Origin of the sequence: Achromobacter sp. MYb9, assembly GCF_002975275.1 — a bacterium.
GTDB lineage: Bacteria > Pseudomonadota > Gammaproteobacteria > Burkholderiales > Burkholderiaceae_B > Achromobacter.
The window spans coordinates 190,193-208,549 of sequence record NZ_PCOQ01000009.1; the positions used below are offsets into that span (position 1 = coordinate 190,193).

Genomic DNA, 18,357 nt, shown 5'->3' on the forward strand with positions numbered 1-18,357 from the left:
CGCATCCGCGCGCGCTTGCTGGTTTTCTCCTCTCTCGATTTGCACATTGACCGCGCGCCATGCCCTCGCGCGGGGTCCGGATATCCGACATGAATGCCCTACTAGCCCTATCCCGGTTGATCGATGCGGTCAACACGGTGGTCGGCCGGTGCGTGACGTGGTTGACGCTGGTCGTCGTCCTGGTCAGCGCCGGCAATGCCGTCGTCCGCAAGGTTTTCCAAATCAGTTCCAACGCGTGGCTTGAATTGCAGTGGTACCTGTTTGGCGCCATCTTCCTCTTGGCCGCCGGGTACACGCTGCTGCGCAATGAGCACGTGCGTGTCGACGTGCTGTCCTCGCGCCTGCCGCGCCGCAAGCAGATCTATATCGACATCTTCGGCGTCATCTTCTTCCTGATGCCCGCCTGCCTGCTGATCACGTATCTGTCGTGGCCGATGTTCATCGATTCGTTTCTAAGCAACGAGCAGTCGTCCAACACGGGCGGCCTGGTGCGCTGGCCGGTGAAACTGCTGATCCCGGTCGGCTTCGCGCTGCTGGTGCTGGCGGGGCTGTCCCACCTGATCAAGTGCGTGGGATTCCTGATGGGCAAGTGCCCCGATCCGGGCGCGCGCGCCACCGATATCTCGGCCGAGGAAGCGTTGGCCCAGGAAATCGCGGAAGAAGCGCGGCTGCGCGAAGAACGCGCCCTGGCGGCGCAAGGCGGGCAGGCCCCAGGCGGCGCCCGCGACCAGAACGGACAGGACGGACGCTGACCATGGAATTTCTGACTGCAAACCTGGCCCCCATCATGTTCGCCACGCTGGTGGTGTTCTTGCTGATGGGCTTTCCCGTGGCGTTCGCGCTGGCGGCCAACGGCATCCTTTTCGCGCTGGTCGGCATTGAGCTGGGACTGTTGAACGCGGCCTTGTTCCAGGCCTTGCCGCAACGCATTTTCGGCATTATCTCCAACGACACATTGCTGGCGGTGCCATTTTTCACCTTGATGGGGCTGGTGCTTGAACGATCAGGCATGGCCGAAGACCTGCTGGAGACCATCGGCCAACTGTTCGGCACCGTGCGCGGCGGCCTGGCGATTGCGGTGGTGTTCGTGGGCGCGATGCTGGCTGCCACCACGGGCGTCGTGTCGGCGTCGGTGATTTCGATGGGCTTGATCTCGCTGCCCATCATGCTGCGCTACGGCTATGACCGCAGGCTGGCCAGCGGCATCATCGCCGCGTCGGGCACCTTGTCGCAGATCATCCCGCCGTCGCTGGTCCTGATCATCCTGGCCGACCAGCTGGGCCGCTCCATCGGCGACATGTACCGCGGCGCGATCCTGCCCGGCTTCCTGCTGGCGGGCACGTATGTGGTGTTCGTCATCATCAAGTCATACCTGAAGCCGGACTCGGCGCCCGCATTGCCCGAGGAAGCGCGCTCGTTTCGCGAAAGCAACGGCACGCGCGGCGGCCGTTCGCTGCTGGTGCTGATGATCATCTCGGCGCTGTCGGCGTACTTCGTCGGCCAGTACATCGAAGCCGACACGGCGCCGGTGGACGAGCAGATCGTGCTGTCGCTGCTGATCTGGGGGCTGACCGCCTTCATCATCGCCGGCGTCAATAAGGTCTTCAAGATCGGCATGCTTTCGGCCCTGGCCGAGCGCGTCACGTTTGTGATGATCCCGCCGCTGTTCCTGATCTTCCTGGTGCTGGGCACGATTTTCATCGGCGTGGCCACCCCGACCGAGGGCGGCGCAATGGGGGCCGTGGGCGCCATCGTCATGGCCATGATCCGTGGCCGCCTGACGCTGAACCTGATGAAGCAGGCCATGGACACCACCACCAAGCTGTCCACCTTCGTGGTGTTCATCCTGGTGGGCTCCACGGTGTTCGGCCTGACCTTCCGCGGCGTCAATGGCGACTTGTGGGTCGAACACCTGCTGGTCAGCCTGCCGGGCGGCGAAATGGGCTTCCTGATCGCCGTCAGCATCCTGACGTTCGTGCTGGCGTTCTTCCTGGACTTCTTCGAACTGGCCTTCATCATCGTGCCGCTGCTGGGCCCGGTGGCGGACAAGTTGGGGATCGACCTGATCTGGTTCGGCGTCCTGCTGGCGGTGAACATGCAGACATCGTTCATGCATCCTCCATTCGGGTTCGCGCTGTTCTACCTGAGGTCGGTGGCGCCCAAGGACCGATATAAGGACAAGGTGACCGGCAGGATGATCGAACCCGTGACCACGGGCCAGATCTACCGCGGCTCGATCCCGTTCATCGTGATCCAGCTGGCGATGGTGGCCGCCGTCATGGCGTTCCCGGGCCTGGTCATGCACTACAAGAGCGATGCCGCCGAGGTCGACGCCAGCAAGGTGAAGATCGAGGTGGATACCTCGTATGGCACCAGTACCTATGGCAGCGATGACCCGGCAGCCGGGTTCAAGTAGCGCGTCCATCCCGAAGAGAAAAAATGCCGGCGCTGCCGGCATTTTTTTTTGCGCGGGATATCCCTAAATGGCGGGCAAGCCGAATTGCATACAACATACCGTTTCCTTGCCAGGAGACCCGTATGCGAATGAACCGCCGCCATGCCCTGGGCGCGCTTGCCGCGTTGCCCCTGATGTCCCGTCCCGTCTGGGCCCAAAGCACCTTCCCAACGCGGCCCGTAAGGCTGCTGGTGGGCTTTGCGCCCGGGGGGCTGACGGACATCGCCGCCCGCGCGCTGGCCGAGCGCATGAGCAAGACGCTGAAGCAGAACGTGGTCGTCGAGAACCGCCCGGGCGGCCAGGCGATCATTGCCACGGTGGCGGTCGCGCGCGCCGAGCCGGACGGCTACACGCTGGGGTTCGCCGGCACCAACGGCATGATCCTGAACCCCTTGCTGTACAACAACCTGCCGTACCAGCAGTCGGACTTCAAGCAATTGGGGTCCATGGGCAAGTCGCCCATGCTGCTGATCGTGCATCCCGCGCTGGGCGTGAAGAACGTGCAGGAATTCATCGCGCTGGCCAAGAAGAAACCGGGCGACCTGACCTGCGCCCATGCCGGGCGGGGCGTCATCAACCATCTGGCGCTGTTGCATTTCCAGTCCAAGACCGGCACGCAATTCCAGGACGTGCCCTATAAGGGCAGCGGTCCCGCGCTGTTGGACCTGATGGCGGGCACCGTGCAAAGCACCTTCGATTTCCCCACGTCGGCGCTGGCCAACATCAAGACGGGCAAGCTGCAAGCGCTGGCCGTAACGGCCGACAAGCGCCTCTCCAGCCTGCCCGACGTGCCCACCATGAAGGAGGCGGGCGTGGATGACTTCGAGCTGTACACGCGCATGATGATTTCGGGCCCCGCCGCCATGCCCGCGGCGGTGGTGAAAGTGCTGGAGAACGCCGTGCGCGAAGGCACGCGCGACCCCGGTCTGGTCCAGCAATTCGCCGAGCAGGGCGTGGCGGTGGAGTTCACGTCTTCCGCCGACCTGGACAAGGTGATCGCCGACGAATCCGCCATGTGGGCCCAGGTCATCAAGGCCAACGGCGTGCCCAAGACCGACCTGAAAGCCTGAGGAATCGCTGTGATTGAACAAGCCCGCATCACCGTCACGCCCGAATTCGCCCTGATCGATGTCTCGCGCGAGATCCGCATCGACGGCTTTCCCGCCTATGCCTTCATCACCGTCACGGCCACCATGCAGATGTGCGGCGCCCCATGGCGTTCGCAAGCGGTGTTCATGGCAGGCCACGACGGCAGCCTGGACCTGGGGCGCGACAGCCCGGTTTCGGGCAGTTATGCCGAACCCTCGGCCATGGGCATCGTGTGGTCCATGGTGTGCGAAGACATGAGCCGGGTGGTCTTTCCCCCTGACCGCACGGAACCGCTGGTCATCCAGATCGACGCCACCGACGGCGTGCGCAGCGCTTCGGCGCGGCTGGTGCAGGAATTCCTGGAAGAGGGCGTGACCCACCGCGCGGTGCGCGAGCAGGTGGACGGCATGACGGTGTCGGGCGAACTCTACACGCCGGCGGGCCCCGGACCGCATCCGTTGGTGATCTACATGAACGGTTCGTCGGGGGGCGTCAACGCGCCGCGCGCCGCGCTTTTCGCCGCCCGGGGATTCCAGTGCCTGGCCCTGGCCATCTTCAACTACGAAGGGCGGCCCAAGTACTTGAACGACATGCCCCTGGAATATTTCCAGCATGTGCTGCAGTGGGCCCGCGCTGAACTCGCGCCGCGCGACGGCTTCGTGGCGCTGTCCGGCATCAGCCGGGGCGGCGAGACCTCGCTGCTGGTGGCGTCGCACTATCCCGAACTGGTCAGCGCGGTCGTCGCCTATGTGCCGTCGCCCGTCACGCATGGCGTGGTCAGCGCCGGCGCGCCGGGCACCGGCCGCAACGCCCAGGTCTGGACCCAGGGCGGCCAACCGTTGCCGCACCTGTGGCAGGACAACGCCAGCGCCGACTGGGAAGCCGCCTACGCGTCCGAGCCGCCCTACCGCCAGACGCATGCATTCTTAAGCGCCACCCGCGATAGCGCGGCGTTCGAACGTGCTCGCATCCCGGTGGAGAACTATCCCGGCCCGGTCCTGCTGGTCAGCGCGTCCGACGACGGTTTCTGGCCCAGCACCGCTTATTCCGAGATCGTGATGCGGGAGCGCCAGTCGCACGGGCTGCCGACGTTTCATCACGTCTGCATGGGGGCGGGGCACCACGTGCACTATCCCTACCTGCCGGCCACATTGATCAGCAAGCCCCACGCGATGTCGGGGCTGCTGCTGGATGCGGGCGGCACGCCTGCCGCGAACGCTGCGGGCAACGAAGGGTCTTACGTGGCCGTGCTGGAGTTTCTGGGCAGGGCGGCGGGGTAGGCCGCCACTGCCCGCTGCCTGGCCTGATTGACCTGTCCTCGGGGTTAAAGCGGTAGGGCAGGGTAGATTTCCAGGCTGCCTGCGCCGCCGAAGAACAGTGCGGCCGCGGCGGAAATGACCAGCGGCACCCGCTGGGCCGGGCCGCCATGGGTCGCGGTCATGGCTTGGATCTGGCCGTTCGTGACGGTTTTGACCTCTGTCTTGTACGGGCGCCCGGCGTGTGTGCTGCCGTCCAGCGCGGCACCGTCGGTGCAAAAGGCCAAACCGCCGTCCCGCAGATTCAACGCCGAGTCCATCAACTGCATGCCGCACGAGGTGACCAGCTGGATGTCCAGGGCCGGCGGCGTCATGGAGTTCTTGATTCTCTGCATCAGATGATCCAGGCAGATTTCGACCCCGATCGTCAGGCCGTCCAGAACAAAAATGCAGTGTCCGTCGTCGTGGCGCAACTGCCATTCGCTGCTGGGGATGCCGGCCATGGATGACGGCAGCCGGCTCAGGTGATCGGTCCACTCATCCATTAGCGGAAATGGAACATTGCGGGCTGAAAGCCTCTGCCAAGCGATGAAGTCGATGTTGGACTTGAACTCCTTGATGATCAGGCGTCCATCGTCCTCGGCAGGCCCCGCGCCGCCTTTCTGGACCAGGCAGTGGTTATACGCCTGGTATCGGTCAACCCCGGTGTCGATGCTTTGAGAAAGGATGGTGCCGAACACAAAGAGCCAGTCCTCGTATTCCGGCTTTCGGACCAGCTCCTGCAGTTTCAACACGACTGCCGATGTCCGGTCTACCGGATACGCCCCGTTCACACCGCGGAAAAAGAACTCCGGCATCATGTAGATCTTCAGGCACCTCGGGTTGTTGTCGATACTGTCCTGCCGTACCGCCTGTTGGATCGCCTGGTCCACGACGTCGCATCGCAGGGTGTAGTCCTGGTTGGTGCTGGGATTGCCCAAATAAGTCAGGTTGCCTTGCGCATCCTGCTCTGGCGCCGAGCACAAACTGTGACCGACGAACTGTACTGTTTGGTATGGGGAAGGCATGCGGGTCGTCCTTGATCAATGGAGTAGAGATTGATTCGAGAGGGGGGCGATCGTCAGGCTTCCAGCACGGCCAGGCTTTGGGTGGCCTGCAGCATGATTTTGTCGTTGATCGATTTGGCCAACGTCGAGACGATCTTCGCGGCTTGCTCCGGATCATCGATCGAATGGCTGATGTGCTGATTGTTTAGCGTGCGAGACTGCTCGACGCTGATGGTGTATTGATGCGCGATCTCGTGCAGCGCGGCCCAGGAGCAGATGTGCTCCAGGTATGACAGCATGAAGACTTGCGATTTGTATTCCGCGATACGCTCGTCCTTGGACAGCGACTCCAGGTCGATCACCTGCTTGTCCATGCTGTCCTGGCGCAAGTTCTCGCACGCCGTCGAAATCTGCCGCCAGAACATGGCCGCATCATTCAGCGCCACGATGACTTGGCTGATGGCGAACATCGCCACCTGCAACGCCTTGACCGCGACCTCGGCATTGGCGCCGACGACCTGCGTGGCTGCCAATTGCCCGACCATCCCGCCCATCTTTATCTCAAGATCGTTACGTTCTTGATTGACCTGACGCTTGATGTCGATGATCTTTTCGAGTTTTGACTGAGACTGGTCCGCAGCGCTGAATGACTGTTTGGCCATGTTGTCGGTGCCTTCCGCCAGCTTCCGCGCAGAGGCGCCCAGGGCGGCATACGTTTCACCCGCCGCGACCGACTGCGCTTTCAGGTCTTTGATGTCGGCCTCAAACTGCGCGACGTTCTTGGTTTCGGCTTGAATGATCGCCTGCTTGTCCGCAATGGACTTGTCCCGGCCGGTCTTCTTCGCAGCGTCGTCCTTGCCCTCTGCGGTCTCGCCGTCAGGCTGCGCTTTCAGATCGTCGATTTCCTTCTGGCTCAAGGCGATGGTCTCTTTGGCGCAATCCAGCTTGCGGGTCAGATCGCTCAGCTTCTTGTTGACGTCGTCTCGCTCCTTCTTTGCCGCTTCCCATTTTTCGGTTATCTGCTTGAGTTCGGCGTTGTCCAGGGTGCCGGTCTGATTCTGCGCAACAAGCACCGATAGCGGATTGCGTGTCTGCGCATACGTCTGCAAGCCTGCTGCCGCCACGCCACTTACCAACGAAATGATGCCAAGGACAAAGCCCCGCTTCTTGTCGGCCGACAACTCCTTTTCGGCCTTCGCCTGGTCAGCGTTGACCTTTTCGAGTTCCTTGACAAGGTTCCCTATGCTGGTTTCGCAACCCTTCAGTTCAGCGTTCAGTTTCACCATTTCCTGATGGGCGTGCCGCCGCTTTTCTTCTTCGGAAGCGTGGGCCAACGCCGCTTCGCTTTTTGCCTCGGCGGATTTTCCTTGCAGGTCCAGGAACTGGTCGGACAATTTTGCCGCAGCCGCCGACATTCTCTTGGCCTGATCCGCGCAGCGCGCCAATTTGGCCAGGGCCACGCCGTCGCTGCCCTGGATCAGGTAGGCATAGGCTGCGTCCAGCAGCTTCAAGGTTTGCTGGCAACTGTCCTTGAGGGTCAGCATCGTTTCATTGGCCAGCACGCATATCTTGCCGAATTCGCTTTGCAGGTCTATGACCTTGGACTTGACGACGCCGGCGTTGGCCGCGGTGGCGCCGATATAAGCCAGCCGGTACATGTCCACGCACAGGTCCAGATTGTTGATGACGGTGTCCAGGCGCAGGTTGCCCAGGATTTCCTTCTGCTTCTGCTGAACCAATACGTCGACGGCCGACGGACGTTCGTTGAGGATGTATTCGCGGTTTTCAACGATGAGGATTTCATATTCGGCAGCCATGTTGCTTCTCCGTAGTTTGCGCTGAAGGTTCAAGAAAACACTGATTGCGGACGCGGGGCCGCCGTTTCGCGGCGCGAGTCGGCGGCATTGCGTGGGAGGTAAACGTGTGGGAAAGGCGATCAGGCCGGATGGGCCTCAAGTGCCTGGTATGCGGATACGACCATCTGGTCGAATCGGATCACGGCATCCAGTAGAGACAATCGCTCGATGCGGGTGTCTTCGAAGTAGTCGATGACGGGATTGCTGTCGCCAAGCAGCACAATGATCTCGTCGATGTCGGCAATGTCGTAGTTGACGCTGTCGCAACGGTTGGCCGCCAGGACGTAGAAGTTCGCAACGTCGTTGAAAAACACGAGTTGGGTTTCCATGTATTTCTTGAGGTCGACAAGGGAACGCTTGACCGGCTTCAACTGATCCAGTTCGGCCTGCAGCGCTTGATTCCGGGCCTTGAGCTTCGCCATGGCGGCTTGCAATTTCGCTTGGTCCTGCGCCAGGTCCGCCAGCTCCCGTTCAAGCGTTTTCTGCTGGTCGTGGGCCAGATTCAGGGCTTTCTTGATTGCTTCGATGGCGGTATTGATCGCGTCCAATGCGGCATAGAAGGCCCGTTTTAGCCATTTCCAGATCGGAATGTTGGAATTGCGCTGGGCGGCCTTCTCGCGTTCTTTCTCGGCGAGTTCGTCCTTGGCCTTTTTTATTTTCGCCGCTACGAGATCAAGCGCCTTTTGCTTGTCTTCGAGGGCCTTCTTCAAGGTGCTTTGATTGGCTAGAACGTCGTCCTGTTGCGCCGTCAACGATCGGATGTTGGATTCGGTCTCCGTCATCAGATCGATCAGCCCCTTGATCATGTACACGATCGCTCCCTGAGTCGCCAGGGCGGCTTCTTTTGCAAAGCCGCTCAGCGATTTCATGGCGTCGATGTTGTGCTTGAGCGCGCGGATCGTCGTCTGCGCGGCAACCACATCGTTTGCTTTCAGATGCCGTATCAGCGCGTCGTAGTCTCGCTGGATCGCGCGAACGCCGATGTCCAGGTGCTGGACGCCGTTCGAATGGGACAGATTCTGCATGCCGCCTCCCGGAATGCCCCTGCTGGGTCGGGGCGTGGTCTGACCTGCGGCAGACTATTCTTCCGGGGGGAGCCTGAACATCACTGGAATTGGTGCTTTTTATGTGATGGTCGAAAAAGAGCGGGGATGCGCCGCCGTCTTACTCTTCGCTGGTCCATTCCACCTGCACGCCCAGGCTGCGCAGGTTTTCAACAAACTGCGGATGCGCCCGGCGGATCGGCGTGGCGTTGCGGATTTCAGAGCGGCCCTTGATGCTGCTGGCCACCATGAACAAGGCGATGGCCACGCGGATGATGTAGGGGCTTTCGACCACGGCCGGCGTCAGCGGATTGCCGCCAAACGTCACGACCCGATGCGGGTCGGACGAAAACACGTGCGCGCCGAACTTCGACAATTCGCCCGTCCAGCCCAGCGCGCCGTCGTAGACCTTGTTCCAGAACATCGCGTTGCCCTCGGCGCATACGCCCAGCGCGATGAAGATCGGCAACAGGTCCACCGGAAAGTACGGCCACGGCGCTGCTTCGACCTTGGTCAGCACGTTGCTGGTGAAGGGCGTCTGCACCTTCAGCGGCCCGGCGCGCAGCGCACGTGACCAGCCGTCCTTGTGCTCGATCTGCACGCCGAACTTGGCGAACGTGCGGTCGATCAGCGGGAAATTGCCCGGCGTGCGATTGCGCACCACCACGTCGCCACCCGTGATCGCGCCCAGCGCCAGGAAGGTCGTGATCTCGTGGAAATCTTCTTCAAACGTGAACTCGCCGCCGGCCAGCGGCTTGCCGCCCCGGACCGTCAGGCGGGACGTGCCGATGCCGTCGATATCGGCGCCCATCATCGCCATGAAGCGGCAGAACTCCTGCACGTGCGGTTCGGATGCGGCATTGGTCAGCGAAGATTCGCCATCAGCCGCGGCCGCGCACAGCACGAAGTTCTCGGTCGTGGTGACCGACGCGTAGTCCAGCCAATGGTGCGTGGGCTTGAGCGCGCCGCTACTGCGGACCAGCAGCGAGCCGCTGGCGCGCTCGACCTGGCCGCCGAACGAACGGAAGATCTCCACATGCGGATCGATCTCGCGCACGCCCAGCGTGCAGCCCTTCACGTTGTCTTCCAACCGCGCCACGCCAAAGCGGGCCAGCAGCGGCGGCACCAGCATGATGGACGAGCGCATCTCTTCGGGCAGGCGATGGGCCTTGGCATCGAACGTGGTGTGCTGGTGATGCAGATCCAGCGTGCGGGTCGTTTCGTCCAGCCGGACCTCGCTGCCCAGCGTGCGGAAGATGTCCAGGATCTTGCGCACGTCCGTGATGTCCGGTACCCCGTGCAGCTTCAGCGGCTGATTGGTCAGCAGCGTGGCGCACAAGATGGGAAGCACGGCGTTTTTATTGGCGGAAGGGATGACGCGGCCGCGCAGGGGCGTGCCACCGTGGACGATGAGGTTGGACATGGGAAGAGGGCGGCCGGGAGTGAATAAGAAAGGACAGCGCCGGAATTGTACCGGCGTCGCGTCGCTCGCATTGGGGGACGTATTATTTCAAACGTTTCAAACTGCGTGCGCGGCTTAATGTCCGACGGCGACCGCGCCCGCCGTGCGCAACCCCGGCCGGAACGCGTAAGCGTGGCCCGACAGCGCGATCAGGAACGCAATGCCCGCCAGGATGAGCAAGGCCCAAGGGAAGGCGCCCGGGCCCCAAGCGTCAAGCAGCATGCCACCCGCCACGCCCGCCCCGGCGATTGCCCCGTTCCAGGCGACCACATTCATCGACAACGCCACGTCGGCGCCGCTTCCGGCCGTGTCGGCCAGGGCCGTTTGCAACAGCGTGGCCGCACCGCCGAAGCTGATTCCCCATACGGCGACCCCCACGTAGATCACTGCCGGATTCGCTGGCGCCATGCCGAACGCCAGCGCCGTGACGCCAAACGCCGCCAGGCTGGCCAGTACCGTCGAGCGCAAGTGATGGTCCACCAGCTTGCCGGTGATCCAGATGCCGGCCAGCGCGGCCAGGCCGAAAATGAACAGCACAAGGTCCACCCGGGCACCCAGACCGGCCGGCGCCACGAACGGCGCGATATAGGTGTAGAGAATGTTGTGGGCCAGCATCCATGTGATGACGACGGCCAGCACGCGCCGCACGCCGGGAGTCGTGAATACGCGGCGCAAGGGCATCCGTTCGTGGGCGGACTGGCCGGGGTAGTCGGGGACTTTGGCCAGCACCCACGCAATCAGGACCAGCGTCAGCCCGGACATGATCCAGAAGGCGGCGCGCCAGCCCACCGCGGACCCTAGCAGCGTGCCCAGCGGCACGCCCAACGACAAGGCCACGGGTGTGCCCACCATGGCAAGCGCCATCGCCTGGCCTTGCTGATAGGGGGCGACCATGCGGCGGGCATAACCCGCCAGCAGGCTCCAGGCCAGCCCGGCGGCCATGCCGGCGAAGAAACGTGCCACCAAGGTCAGCCAGTAATGGGACGACAGCGCCGTGGCGGAATTGAAGACCAGGAAACCGACGATGGTCAGCAGCAGCACGTTGCGGCGTCGCCATCCGCGGGTGGCGATGGTGAGTGGAATGGCCGCCAGCAACGAGCCCAACGCATAGGCCGTGACCATCTGGCCCGCCATCGACGCGCTGACGTCCAGGCCGCGGCTGATCTGCGGTAACAGGCCGGCTGGCAGGGTTTCGGTGACGATGCAGATAAAGCCCGTCATGGCCAGCGCCAGCAGTCCGGATACCGGCAGACGATCGGACGCAGGCTTTCCGGCCTGAAGAGAGGAATGGCTCACGCAAAAATCCTTTGGAAGATGAATCGGGGCCGATACGGACGGGCAGCGCCTGGGAAAAAGGCCGAGGCTTTGTCCTACATATATATCGATCGGTATAAATGTAGGCGGCGCGCGATCGCGTTGTCAACGACTTTTGTATCGAGTAGTATGTATGTCGTGAACAAAGGAGCCTGCCATGGCGCAGATGGGCCGGCCGCGCGCGTTTGACCGCCATCAGGCGATCGACCAGGCGCTGCATTTATTCTGGGAACAGGGCTACGAATCCACGTCGTTGAGCCAGTTGAAGGCCGGTATCGGCGGCGGCATTTCCGCGCCCAGCTTCTATGCGGCCTTCGGCTCGAAAGAGGCGCTGTTCAAAGAGACCGTCCAGCGCTACCTGGACACCTACGCCCAGGTCACGGAATGCTTGTGGGATGACGCCATGCCCGCCCGCGATGCCGTGGAACTGGCGTTGCGCCAATCGGCCAGGATGCAATGCGAACGCGGGCACCCCAAGGGTTGCATGGTGGCGCTGGGCGTCATGAGCGCGCCGACCCCCGAGCATGCGGACGTGGTCAAACCACTGACCGAATCTCGCTTGCGCACGCGCGCGGGTTTTGTCCATTGCGTCGAACGCGCCATCGCCACCGGCGAATTGTCCGCTGGCACGGATGCCCGGTCGATGGCCTGCGTGTTCGACAGCTTCCTGGTGGGGGTGTCGACATTGGCGCGCGATGGGGTCCGCTATCCGACCTTCGATGCCGCGATCACGCAGCTGATGCGGCTCTGGGACGCCGCGCGCGCCAATTAGGAATCCGCCCGGTTTAGCCGGGCCGCGATCCCCGGCGCTTAATTCGGCTTACGCCGCACGGCGCGGCGATTGGCGTTTGAGCTTGGGCGCGTCGCCACGGGAATGGCGGATGGCGAACCGGTAGGCGGCGCCATTTCCCAGGCGGCTCCGGCCGCGCCGCCGGTTTACGCGCCGCCCGCCCTGAATTGCTTGCGGTAAGCGGACGGCGAAATCGCGAACGCATGCGTGAAGTGCTGGCGGAATGAAACCGAGGATCCGAAACCCACGTTTTCGGCGATCAGGTCCACCGCCTGCCCGCTGGTTTCCAGCAGCCGTTGCGCCGAGGCCAGCCGGTGGTTCAGGACCCAGCCGGAAACCGTGGCCCCCGTCTTTGCCTTGAAACGCCGCGTGAAGTTGCGCCGGCTCATTCCGGCCTTGTCCGCCAGCATATCCAGCGTCAAAGGCTGCCGCAGGTTTTCAATGGCCCAATCCAGCACGGCACTGAGCTTGTCCGCACCCTGACGCTCAGGCAGCGGTTGTTCGATGTACTGGGCCTGGCCGCCGTGCCGGTGCGGCGCCACGACCATGCGGCGGGCGATGCGGTTGGCGATCTCGGCGCCGTGATCGCGGCGCAGCAAGTGCAGGCAGCAATCGATGGCGGCGGCCGTGCCGGCGGACGTGAGGATATCGCCGTCATCGATATACAGGGATTTTCGGTCCAGCCGGACCTTCGGATGCCGGCGCTCGAAGTCGTCGCCCCACACCCAATGCGTGGCCGCGGTACGCCCGTCCAGCAAGCCGGCTTCGGCCAGTACGAACGTGCCCAGGCACAGCCCGGCAATGCGGGCGCCCCGGGCGTGACCGGCCCGCAGCGCCTCAAGCAAGGCAGGGGGCGCGGATTCTTCGGGGTCGCGCCAGGCGGGCATGATGATGGTGTCGGCCTGGGCCAGTGCCGACAGGTCGTGCGGTACCTCGATCTTGAATCCGGACATCGTGGAGAGCAGCCCCGCCCGTTCCCCGCAGATCATCAGCCGATAGCGTGGCACGCCCAATTGGGCCAGATCGTCGCCAAACACCATGCACGGCACGGATAGATGAAAGGGGCTGATGCCCTCGAAGGCAATGACGGCGACGGTATGCATGGTTTTCCAGGATCAGGATCCGTTTGGCCCGATTTTAGCAATTGTTGTCCATCGGGCCACTATCGTGAAAGCGGGCCTGGCGGGACACTGGTGGCTCTTCCACTACCCATTCAAGAGGCAAGCCTTGAACCATCCCACCATCCGCACCCTGGCCGGCGCCGCCGCGCCGGCTTCCATCGACGCCTCCACCACGGCGTTGCTGGTCATCGATTTCCAGAACGAGTACTTCAGCGGCAAGTTGCCCATCCCTGCGGGACAGACGGCCCTGGGCAACGCGCAACGCCTGATCGCGCACGCCGACCAGGCGGGCATGCCCGTCTACCATGTTCAGCACGTCACGCCCGCAGGCAGCCCGGTCTTTGCCGATCAAAGCCCGACCGGCGCGTTCCATGCCGAATTGCAGCCCGGGCCGCGCCACCATGTCGTGCGCAAATCTTCGGTCAGCGTGTTTCCCACGACTGACCTGGACCAGCAGTTGAAAGCCGCCGGCGTGAAGACCCTGGTGATCACCGGCCTGATGACGCACGCTTGCGTGGCTGGCGCCGCGCGCGATGCCGTGCCGTTGGGCTATGGCGTCATCGTGGCCGAAGACGCGTGCGCCACCCGCGACCTGGACCGCGCCGATGGCAGCGTGGTCAGCCACGACAGCCTGCATCGCGCCGCGCTGGTCAGCATCGAGGACACGTTCGGGGATGTCTTGACGACGGAACAGGTGTTGAAGCTGCCCGTGGTGTGATCCGCGTTCAGCGGGGCGCGGGTTCGATCGGCGCCGGGCCGGGGTTCTTACGAATCAGCATGATGCCCACGATCGTCAGCGCCAGTCCGCCGCCAATGTAAGGCAGGCCAAAGATAAGGGCCCAGAAGAACAGCGCGGTATTCGCGTCATTGGCGGCGCGTGCGCCTGCGGTGGCGGCCTCGTGTGCCGAGGGGTCCGTCAACAGCAGGCTGGCGGGCAGGGTCAGCAACAGCGCGACCCCCAGCAGGGTGCAGCCCCAGCCGATCAGGCGGCGCATGTTGGGAATGCGGACCAGCGCCGCCGTCACCGCGATCGTCACCAGCAACGTGACAACCGCGCCCGCTATCTGCATCTTTTCCACGCTACCGGAGACATCGGCGCCTGCGGCGGGCCCGTTCAGCCCGAACGCGATGACCAAGAGCGGATTGAGCAAGCTGTAGGTGGTTTGCCCGATCAGCAGGCCGAAGGCAATGCTGGCAAGCCATTTGATCGCGGTAGGAGGCATTGTGGGTCCGGGGTTGAAGGTCGGGCGCGGGACGGCGCACCGGTTTCCCGAAGCGGAACCGGTGCCGGTGGCTTAGTAATAGATGTCCACGTAATCGGTCAGGCGGCCGCAGCTTTCCATCTGCTGCAGGCGCCAGTACTTGCGCTTGCCCGTCGCCCGGAACTCGTAGTCGCCCGTGCGCTCGCAGCGGCGGCCTTTGTCCGGCGCGTCCAGGATCAGGATGGTGCCGCGGAAGGTGAAGCGGTCGCTGTCGATCGAGACGATTTCCCCGTTGATCTTCAACGTGCCTTCGAAGTTGGCCTGCGTGCCGTCGATACGGACGACATCGTTCACGTCCTTGGCGGTCAGGTGGCCGCGGTCGGCGGACCAAAGCCATTGCACACTGACGCCGCTGTTGTTCAGCAGGCGTTCGTAGGCGGCCTGGTTCTTGATTTCGGTTTTGGATACCGGCGCAAGCGCGGTGGCGCCAGCCGGCTGGGCCGGCGCGCTGTTTTGCTGGACGGGGGTGCCGCTTTGCTGGACAGGGGCGTTGTTCTGCTGGGCGCCGCCTGCGTTTAGTTGGGCGCCGCCGTGAGCCCGGAGCGCGCCGTCATTCTGCGCCGCGATAATGGGCGAAGCTGCGGCAAGGGCCAGGCCCAGCGCCAGGGGAATCAGTCGGGACATCCGCTTCGTTCTCTTGGCAATCGTCAAATCGCGATCAGGCGTCGTGTGCATGGTCATGAATAAGGTGGCAAAGGACAGCGCCGCCTTCGGTCGAGGGCAGCTACGGGCGCCTAAATTAGCATGCGAATTGCGTCTAATAATTGCCGGTTTTCCGTGTTGTGTATCTATTGGTTAAGTTTCGCCTGGTGCAGCAGACGGACCTGCTCGGCCAATTCCGGTTCTGGCCCATCGACCTCGATGCCGTCCACGACCTCGGCGATGGCCAGCGGCCGCACGCGGGATGCCGGCGCGCCCCATTCGCGCATCCATTGCGAATACTGCGCCGACGAACTGGCGTACACGATGCGCCCCAGGCCCACCCATCCATGCGCCGCCGAACACATCGGACAGTGTTCGCCCGAGGTATAGACCACGCAAGCGGCGCGCTCGGCGGCCGGCACATGGTTGGCGGCCCAGCGCGCGATCTCGAATTCGGGGTGCTGCGTGTGATCGCCGCCGGCGACGTGGTTATGGTCTTCAAACAGCACCGTGCCGTCGGCCGAAACCAGAATGGAACCAAAAGGCTCGTCGCCTGCGTCCAACGCTTGCTTTGCCAGCGCCACGCACCGCGCAAGGTGTTTTCTGTCCTGTTCGGTAATCACGAAGGTCTCCTCGTCATGAAAGACGGCATCCGCCGGGTAGGCCTGCAAGGATATCGCGGCGACAGCGAAGCAGGGTAGAGTGGGGGGAATCTAGCAGACGCATTCACACCGGGAAATCCTCATGCTGACCGTCCATCATCTGGGAAAATCGCAATCCGAACGCATCGTATGGCTGTGCGAAGAACTCGCCATTCCCTATGAGCTGAAAGTCTATGACCGCGACCCGGTCACGCGCCTGGCGCCGCCCGAGTACAAGGCCCTGCATCCGCTGGGCACGGCGCCGATCATCACCGACGGCGATACCGTGCTGGCTGAATCCACCGCCATCGTCGAATACCTGCTGGCCAAGCATGGCAACGGCCGCCTGACGGCGGCGCCCACGGACGCCAACTTTGCGGACTATCTCTATTGGTCCCATTTCGCCAACGGATCGCTACAGCCCAGCCTGATGCGTTGCATGGTATTGGCGCGCGCCGAAGTGCCGGCCGACAAGCCGGTGGCGCAGTTTGCCGACGCCCGGCGCAAACAGGCGCTGGCCCTGGTCGACAAGCAGTTGGGGGCGAACGATTACCTGGCGGGCAACGCGTTGACCGCCGCGGACATCATTGCGGTGTTTTCCTTGACGACGATGCGGCTGTACTTTCCGTTCGACTTGGCGCCGTACCCGAACATCCTGGCCTATCTGCAGCGCATCGGCGCACGCGACGCGTATCGCCGCGCCATGCAGAAAGGGGACCCGGACATGGCCCTGATGCTGACTTGAACCCGAGCCGAAAAAGCAAGGGCCCGCCATCCGGCGGGCCCTTGTCGTTCAGGCAGGCAGATTTACAGCAGCAGCGGCGAAATCTTGCTGCCATCCACGGACACGCCGGCCATCAGGCCGCCATTGTTCATGACGAAACCCACGACGGGCTGCTGCACGGTGTTCGAGTCAATCGTGCCGTTGGCGCCCAGGTTCGCCACGGCGACGGTCGCGTCCGCCCCGATCGTCCATCCGCTGCTGGCGCGGAACTTGGCCAGCGCATCGTCCGTCATGAACAGCAGCACCATGGCTTTGGATTGGGCGCCGGCCTGCAAGCCGATGGAACCGCCCGTGATGCTGTAGTAGCCGCTGTCTTGGCCGTTGACCCGAAGCTCGCCCGTTCCATGCTGCGCGCCGACGATGAAGCTGGCGCTTAGCACGGCCGGAAACACCAGCACGCCACGGGCTTGCGCGACCAGTTGCTTGGACTGCGGCGCGGCTTCGTACAGCTTGGACAAGGTGGCGGTCGTGGCGGTGTTCAGTTCCTGGCGCTTTTCCGCCGCCGTCGGCGAGGCTTGCGGACCGTTCATCGTGCAACCCGCAAGGAACACGCTGGCTATCCCCAGCGTCAACGCCGCCACGCCGGTCTTACGCAAGGTTGAAAATGAGTTGAGCATGTAGGCTTCCTTTGGGTTGCTAGCGATCAGGTCGCGCCAGAGATGACGCTACGGCGAAGATTACTCCCGCTGGCTGCCTACGCACGCGCTTTCGACTCAGGCGTGAAAAAAAACGCGTCCGCTCCCGGTTTAACATCGCGCCATGCTTATTTACCTCATCCTCGTTTGGGTCGCGCTGTCCATTGCCGTCGGGTTCCTGGCAGCCGGGCGGGGGCGCAATGCAGTCGGTTGGACGATTCTTGCCTGCCTGATCAGCCCGGTCGTGGCCGGCATCTTCCTGAGGGCGATCGACGACCGCTCGGCCCGAGCCGGGCAGCCTGTCCTGGCGGCGCATATCGATTGTCCGGGATGCGGCAAGCGCATCCTGCGGGACGCACGCGTGTGCCGGCATTGCGACGGCATGGTCGCTGACATGGCCGAACGCAGCGAGGCGCAACGGACGGCGGCGCTGCGGCAACTTGGCGTGTCCGAGCCGCTGATCCAGCTGTCATCCGGCAACTGCCTGCACGAGGCATTCCGCGGTGTTTGCTTGGGGCCGCCCACCCGCGCCTATCCCCGGCCCGCCGCTGCCGATGGCCCGGCCTGGCTTGCGCTTTGGGACCAGGACGGCATGGTCTACGCCGTCCTGGAAGACGAAGGCGGCCTGGAGTTCAACCGCTACAGCATCGAACGCCCGCGCGATATCGACGTGATCGCCCGCACCGAGCAAGGGTTCTGGCTGCATCGTTTTGATTTCCTGTACGAACGCGACATGCCGGACAACACGCTGCGGCAAGCCGCGCAGGCGGCAGGCTTTCGGTACCTGGACCGCTACCTTAGCGAAAGGCATGCCGCCGAGGCGCAACTGGGTAATTTCGCCGCGCATCGCGCATGGCTTGACGGCCTGATCGCGGAGATCGATCGCGATGCCGGCCACGGCTTGGCGCCATCCCTGCCATCGTCGACATGAACGTCATGGGCATCCCGGGCGTCAAGACCA

At 63.4% G+C, this 18,357-nt stretch carries 18 protein-coding genes; 8 read left to right on the plus strand and 10 right to left on the minus strand.

Annotated elements, in window-relative coordinates:
• The first annotated feature begins 89 nt into the window (after positions 1-89).
• From CQ050_RS15715 to CQ050_RS15730, 4 genes are all read left to right on the plus strand, one after another.
• Positions 90-752: a TRAP transporter small permease subunit gene (locus CQ050_RS15715; RefSeq protein WP_105557753.1), complete on the plus strand. Its 663-nt coding sequence runs from the start codon at positions 90-92 to the stop codon at positions 750-752.
• Positions 753-754: 2 nt separating this feature from the next.
• Positions 755-2,416, plus strand: a complete 1,662-nt coding sequence (locus tag CQ050_RS15720) for a TRAP transporter large permease subunit (RefSeq protein WP_105557754.1) — start codon at positions 755-757, stop codon at positions 2,414-2,416.
• Between the two features lie 122 nt (positions 2,417-2,538).
• Positions 2,539-3,525, plus strand: a complete 987-nt coding sequence (locus tag CQ050_RS15725; RefSeq protein WP_105557755.1) for a tripartite tricarboxylate transporter substrate binding protein — start codon at positions 2,539-2,541, stop codon at positions 3,523-3,525.
• 9 nt (positions 3,526-3,534) lie between these two features.
• Positions 3,535-4,824 carry an acyl-CoA thioester hydrolase/BAAT C-terminal domain-containing protein gene (locus tag CQ050_RS15730; protein ID WP_105557756.1) on the plus strand — a complete coding sequence of 430 codons (1,290 nt, stop codon included), beginning with the start codon at positions 3,535-3,537 and terminating at the stop codon, positions 4,822-4,824.
• Between the two features lie 44 nt (positions 4,825-4,868).
• On the opposite strand, the gene CQ050_RS15735 is transcribed toward CQ050_RS15730, so the two are convergent.
• From CQ050_RS15735 to CQ050_RS15755, 5 genes are all read right to left on the minus strand, one after another.
• Positions 4,869-5,867, minus strand: a complete 999-nt coding sequence (locus CQ050_RS15735; protein ID WP_146121034.1) for a hypothetical protein — start codon at positions 5,865-5,867, stop codon at positions 4,869-4,871.
• A gap of 53 nt (positions 5,868-5,920) precedes the next feature.
• Positions 5,921-7,663, minus strand: coding sequence for a hypothetical protein (locus CQ050_RS15740; RefSeq protein ID WP_105557758.1), 1,743 nt, complete (start codon positions 7,661-7,663; stop codon positions 5,921-5,923).
• A gap of 119 nt (positions 7,664-7,782) precedes the next feature.
• A complete protein-coding gene (locus CQ050_RS15745) occupies positions 7,783-8,727 on the minus strand; it encodes a hypothetical protein (protein ID WP_105557759.1) in 945 nt (314 codons plus the stop codon).
• 139 nt (positions 8,728-8,866) lie between these two features.
• Positions 8,867-10,168, minus strand: a complete 1,302-nt coding sequence (locus CQ050_RS15750) for a UDP-N-acetylglucosamine 1-carboxyvinyltransferase (RefSeq protein WP_105557760.1) — start codon at positions 10,166-10,168, stop codon at positions 8,867-8,869.
• A 114-nt stretch (positions 10,169-10,282) separates the two neighbouring features.
• On the minus strand, positions 10,283-11,428 hold the full coding sequence (locus tag CQ050_RS15755) for an MFS transporter (RefSeq protein WP_199196831.1): 1,146 nt from the start codon (positions 11,426-11,428) through the stop codon (positions 10,283-10,285).
• A 250-nt stretch (positions 11,429-11,678) separates the two neighbouring features.
• Here CQ050_RS15755 and CQ050_RS15760 point away from each other — a divergent pair, with 250 nt between their 5' ends.
• Positions 11,679-12,293, plus strand: a complete 615-nt coding sequence (locus CQ050_RS15760; protein WP_105557762.1) for a TetR/AcrR family transcriptional regulator — start codon at positions 11,679-11,681, stop codon at positions 12,291-12,293.
• 164 nt (positions 12,294-12,457) lie between these two features.
• Here the strand turns inward: CQ050_RS15760 and CQ050_RS15765 are convergent, their stop codons facing one another.
• A complete protein-coding gene (locus CQ050_RS15765; protein WP_105557763.1) occupies positions 12,458-13,414 on the minus strand; it encodes a GlxA family transcriptional regulator in 957 nt (318 codons plus the stop codon).
• A gap of 124 nt (positions 13,415-13,538) precedes the next feature.
• Here CQ050_RS15765 and CQ050_RS15770 point away from each other — a divergent pair, with 124 nt between their 5' ends.
• A complete protein-coding gene (locus tag CQ050_RS15770; RefSeq protein ID WP_105557764.1) occupies positions 13,539-14,150 on the plus strand; it encodes a cysteine hydrolase family protein in 612 nt (203 codons plus the stop codon).
• Between the two features lie 7 nt (positions 14,151-14,157).
• Here CQ050_RS15770 and CQ050_RS15775 read toward each other — a convergent pair whose 3' ends face one another.
• The 3 genes from CQ050_RS15775 to CQ050_RS15785 form a co-directional block, all read right to left on the minus strand.
• Entirely contained in the window at positions 14,158-14,655 is a 498-nt protein-coding gene (locus CQ050_RS15775; protein WP_105557765.1) for a hypothetical protein, read from the minus strand.
• 72 nt (positions 14,656-14,727) lie between these two features.
• A complete protein-coding gene (locus CQ050_RS15780) occupies positions 14,728-15,318 on the minus strand; it encodes a hypothetical protein (protein WP_233214081.1) in 591 nt (196 codons plus the stop codon).
• A gap of 164 nt (positions 15,319-15,482) precedes the next feature.
• On the minus strand, positions 15,483-15,959 hold the full coding sequence (locus CQ050_RS15785) for a nucleoside deaminase (protein WP_105557802.1): 477 nt from the start codon (positions 15,957-15,959) through the stop codon (positions 15,483-15,485).
• Positions 15,960-16,080: 121 nt separating this feature from the next.
• Here CQ050_RS15785 and CQ050_RS15790 point away from each other — a divergent pair, with 121 nt between their 5' ends.
• On the plus strand, positions 16,081-16,722 hold the full coding sequence (locus CQ050_RS15790) for a glutathione S-transferase family protein (RefSeq protein WP_105557766.1): 642 nt from the start codon (positions 16,081-16,083) through the stop codon (positions 16,720-16,722).
• 62 nt (positions 16,723-16,784) lie between these two features.
• Here CQ050_RS15790 and CQ050_RS15795 read toward each other — a convergent pair whose 3' ends face one another.
• Entirely contained in the window at positions 16,785-17,378 is a 594-nt protein-coding gene (locus CQ050_RS15795; RefSeq protein WP_105557767.1) for a YSC84-related protein, read from the minus strand.
• A 142-nt stretch (positions 17,379-17,520) separates the two neighbouring features.
• On the opposite strand from CQ050_RS15795, the gene CQ050_RS15800 reads away from it, so the two are divergent.
• A complete protein-coding gene (locus CQ050_RS15800; RefSeq protein ID WP_105557768.1) occupies positions 17,521-18,327 on the plus strand; it encodes a hypothetical protein in 807 nt (268 codons plus the stop codon).
• Positions 18,328-18,357 lie beyond the last annotated feature (30 nt).

Excerpts from the sequence above, each read along its gene's own strand:
- CQ050_RS15735 (WP_146121034.1), bottom strand. The coding sequence starts at position 5,867 with ATGCCTTCCCCATACCAAACAGTACAGTTCGTCGGTCACAGTTTGTGC.
- CQ050_RS15765 (WP_105557763.1), bottom strand. The coding sequence starts at position 13,414 with ATGCATACCGTCGCCGTCATTGCCTTCGAGGGCATCAGCCCCTTTCAT.
- CQ050_RS15800 (WP_105557768.1), top strand. The coding sequence starts at position 17,521 with ATGCTTATTTACCTCATCCTCGTTTGGGTCGCGCTGTCCATTGCCGTC.
- CQ050_RS15760 (WP_105557762.1), top strand. The coding sequence starts at position 11,679 with ATGGCGCAGATGGGCCGGCCGCGCGCGTTTGACCGCCATCAGGCGATC.
- CQ050_RS15790 (WP_105557766.1), top strand. The coding sequence starts at position 16,081 with ATGCTGACCGTCCATCATCTGGGAAAATCGCAATCCGAACGCATCGTA.
- CQ050_RS15795 (WP_105557767.1), bottom strand. The coding sequence starts at position 17,378 with ATGCTCAACTCATTTTCAACCTTGCGTAAGACCGGCGTGGCGGCGTTG.
- CQ050_RS15745 (WP_105557759.1), bottom strand. The coding sequence starts at position 8,727 with ATGCAGAATCTGTCCCATTCGAACGGCGTCCAGCACCTGGACATCGGC.
- CQ050_RS15715 (WP_105557753.1), top strand. The coding sequence starts at position 90 with ATGAATGCCCTACTAGCCCTATCCCGGTTGATCGATGCGGTCAACACG.
- CQ050_RS15750 (WP_105557760.1), bottom strand. The coding sequence starts at position 10,168 with ATGTCCAACCTCATCGTCCACGGTGGCACGCCCCTGCGCGGCCGCGTC.
- CQ050_RS15720 (WP_105557754.1), top strand. The coding sequence starts at position 755 with ATGGAATTTCTGACTGCAAACCTGGCCCCCATCATGTTCGCCACGCTG.
- CQ050_RS15725 (WP_105557755.1), top strand. The coding sequence starts at position 2,539 with ATGCGAATGAACCGCCGCCATGCCCTGGGCGCGCTTGCCGCGTTGCCC.
- CQ050_RS15780 (WP_233214081.1), bottom strand. The coding sequence starts at position 15,318 with ATGTCCCGACTGATTCCCCTGGCGCTGGGCCTGGCCCTTGCCGCAGCT.
- CQ050_RS15755 (WP_199196831.1), bottom strand. The coding sequence starts at position 11,428 with ATGACGGGCTTTATCTGCATCGTCACCGAAACCCTGCCAGCCGGCCTG.
- CQ050_RS15740 (WP_105557758.1), bottom strand. The coding sequence starts at position 7,663 with ATGGCTGCCGAATATGAAATCCTCATCGTTGAAAACCGCGAATACATC.
- CQ050_RS15775 (WP_105557765.1), bottom strand. The coding sequence starts at position 14,655 with ATGCCTCCTACCGCGATCAAATGGCTTGCCAGCATTGCCTTCGGCCTG.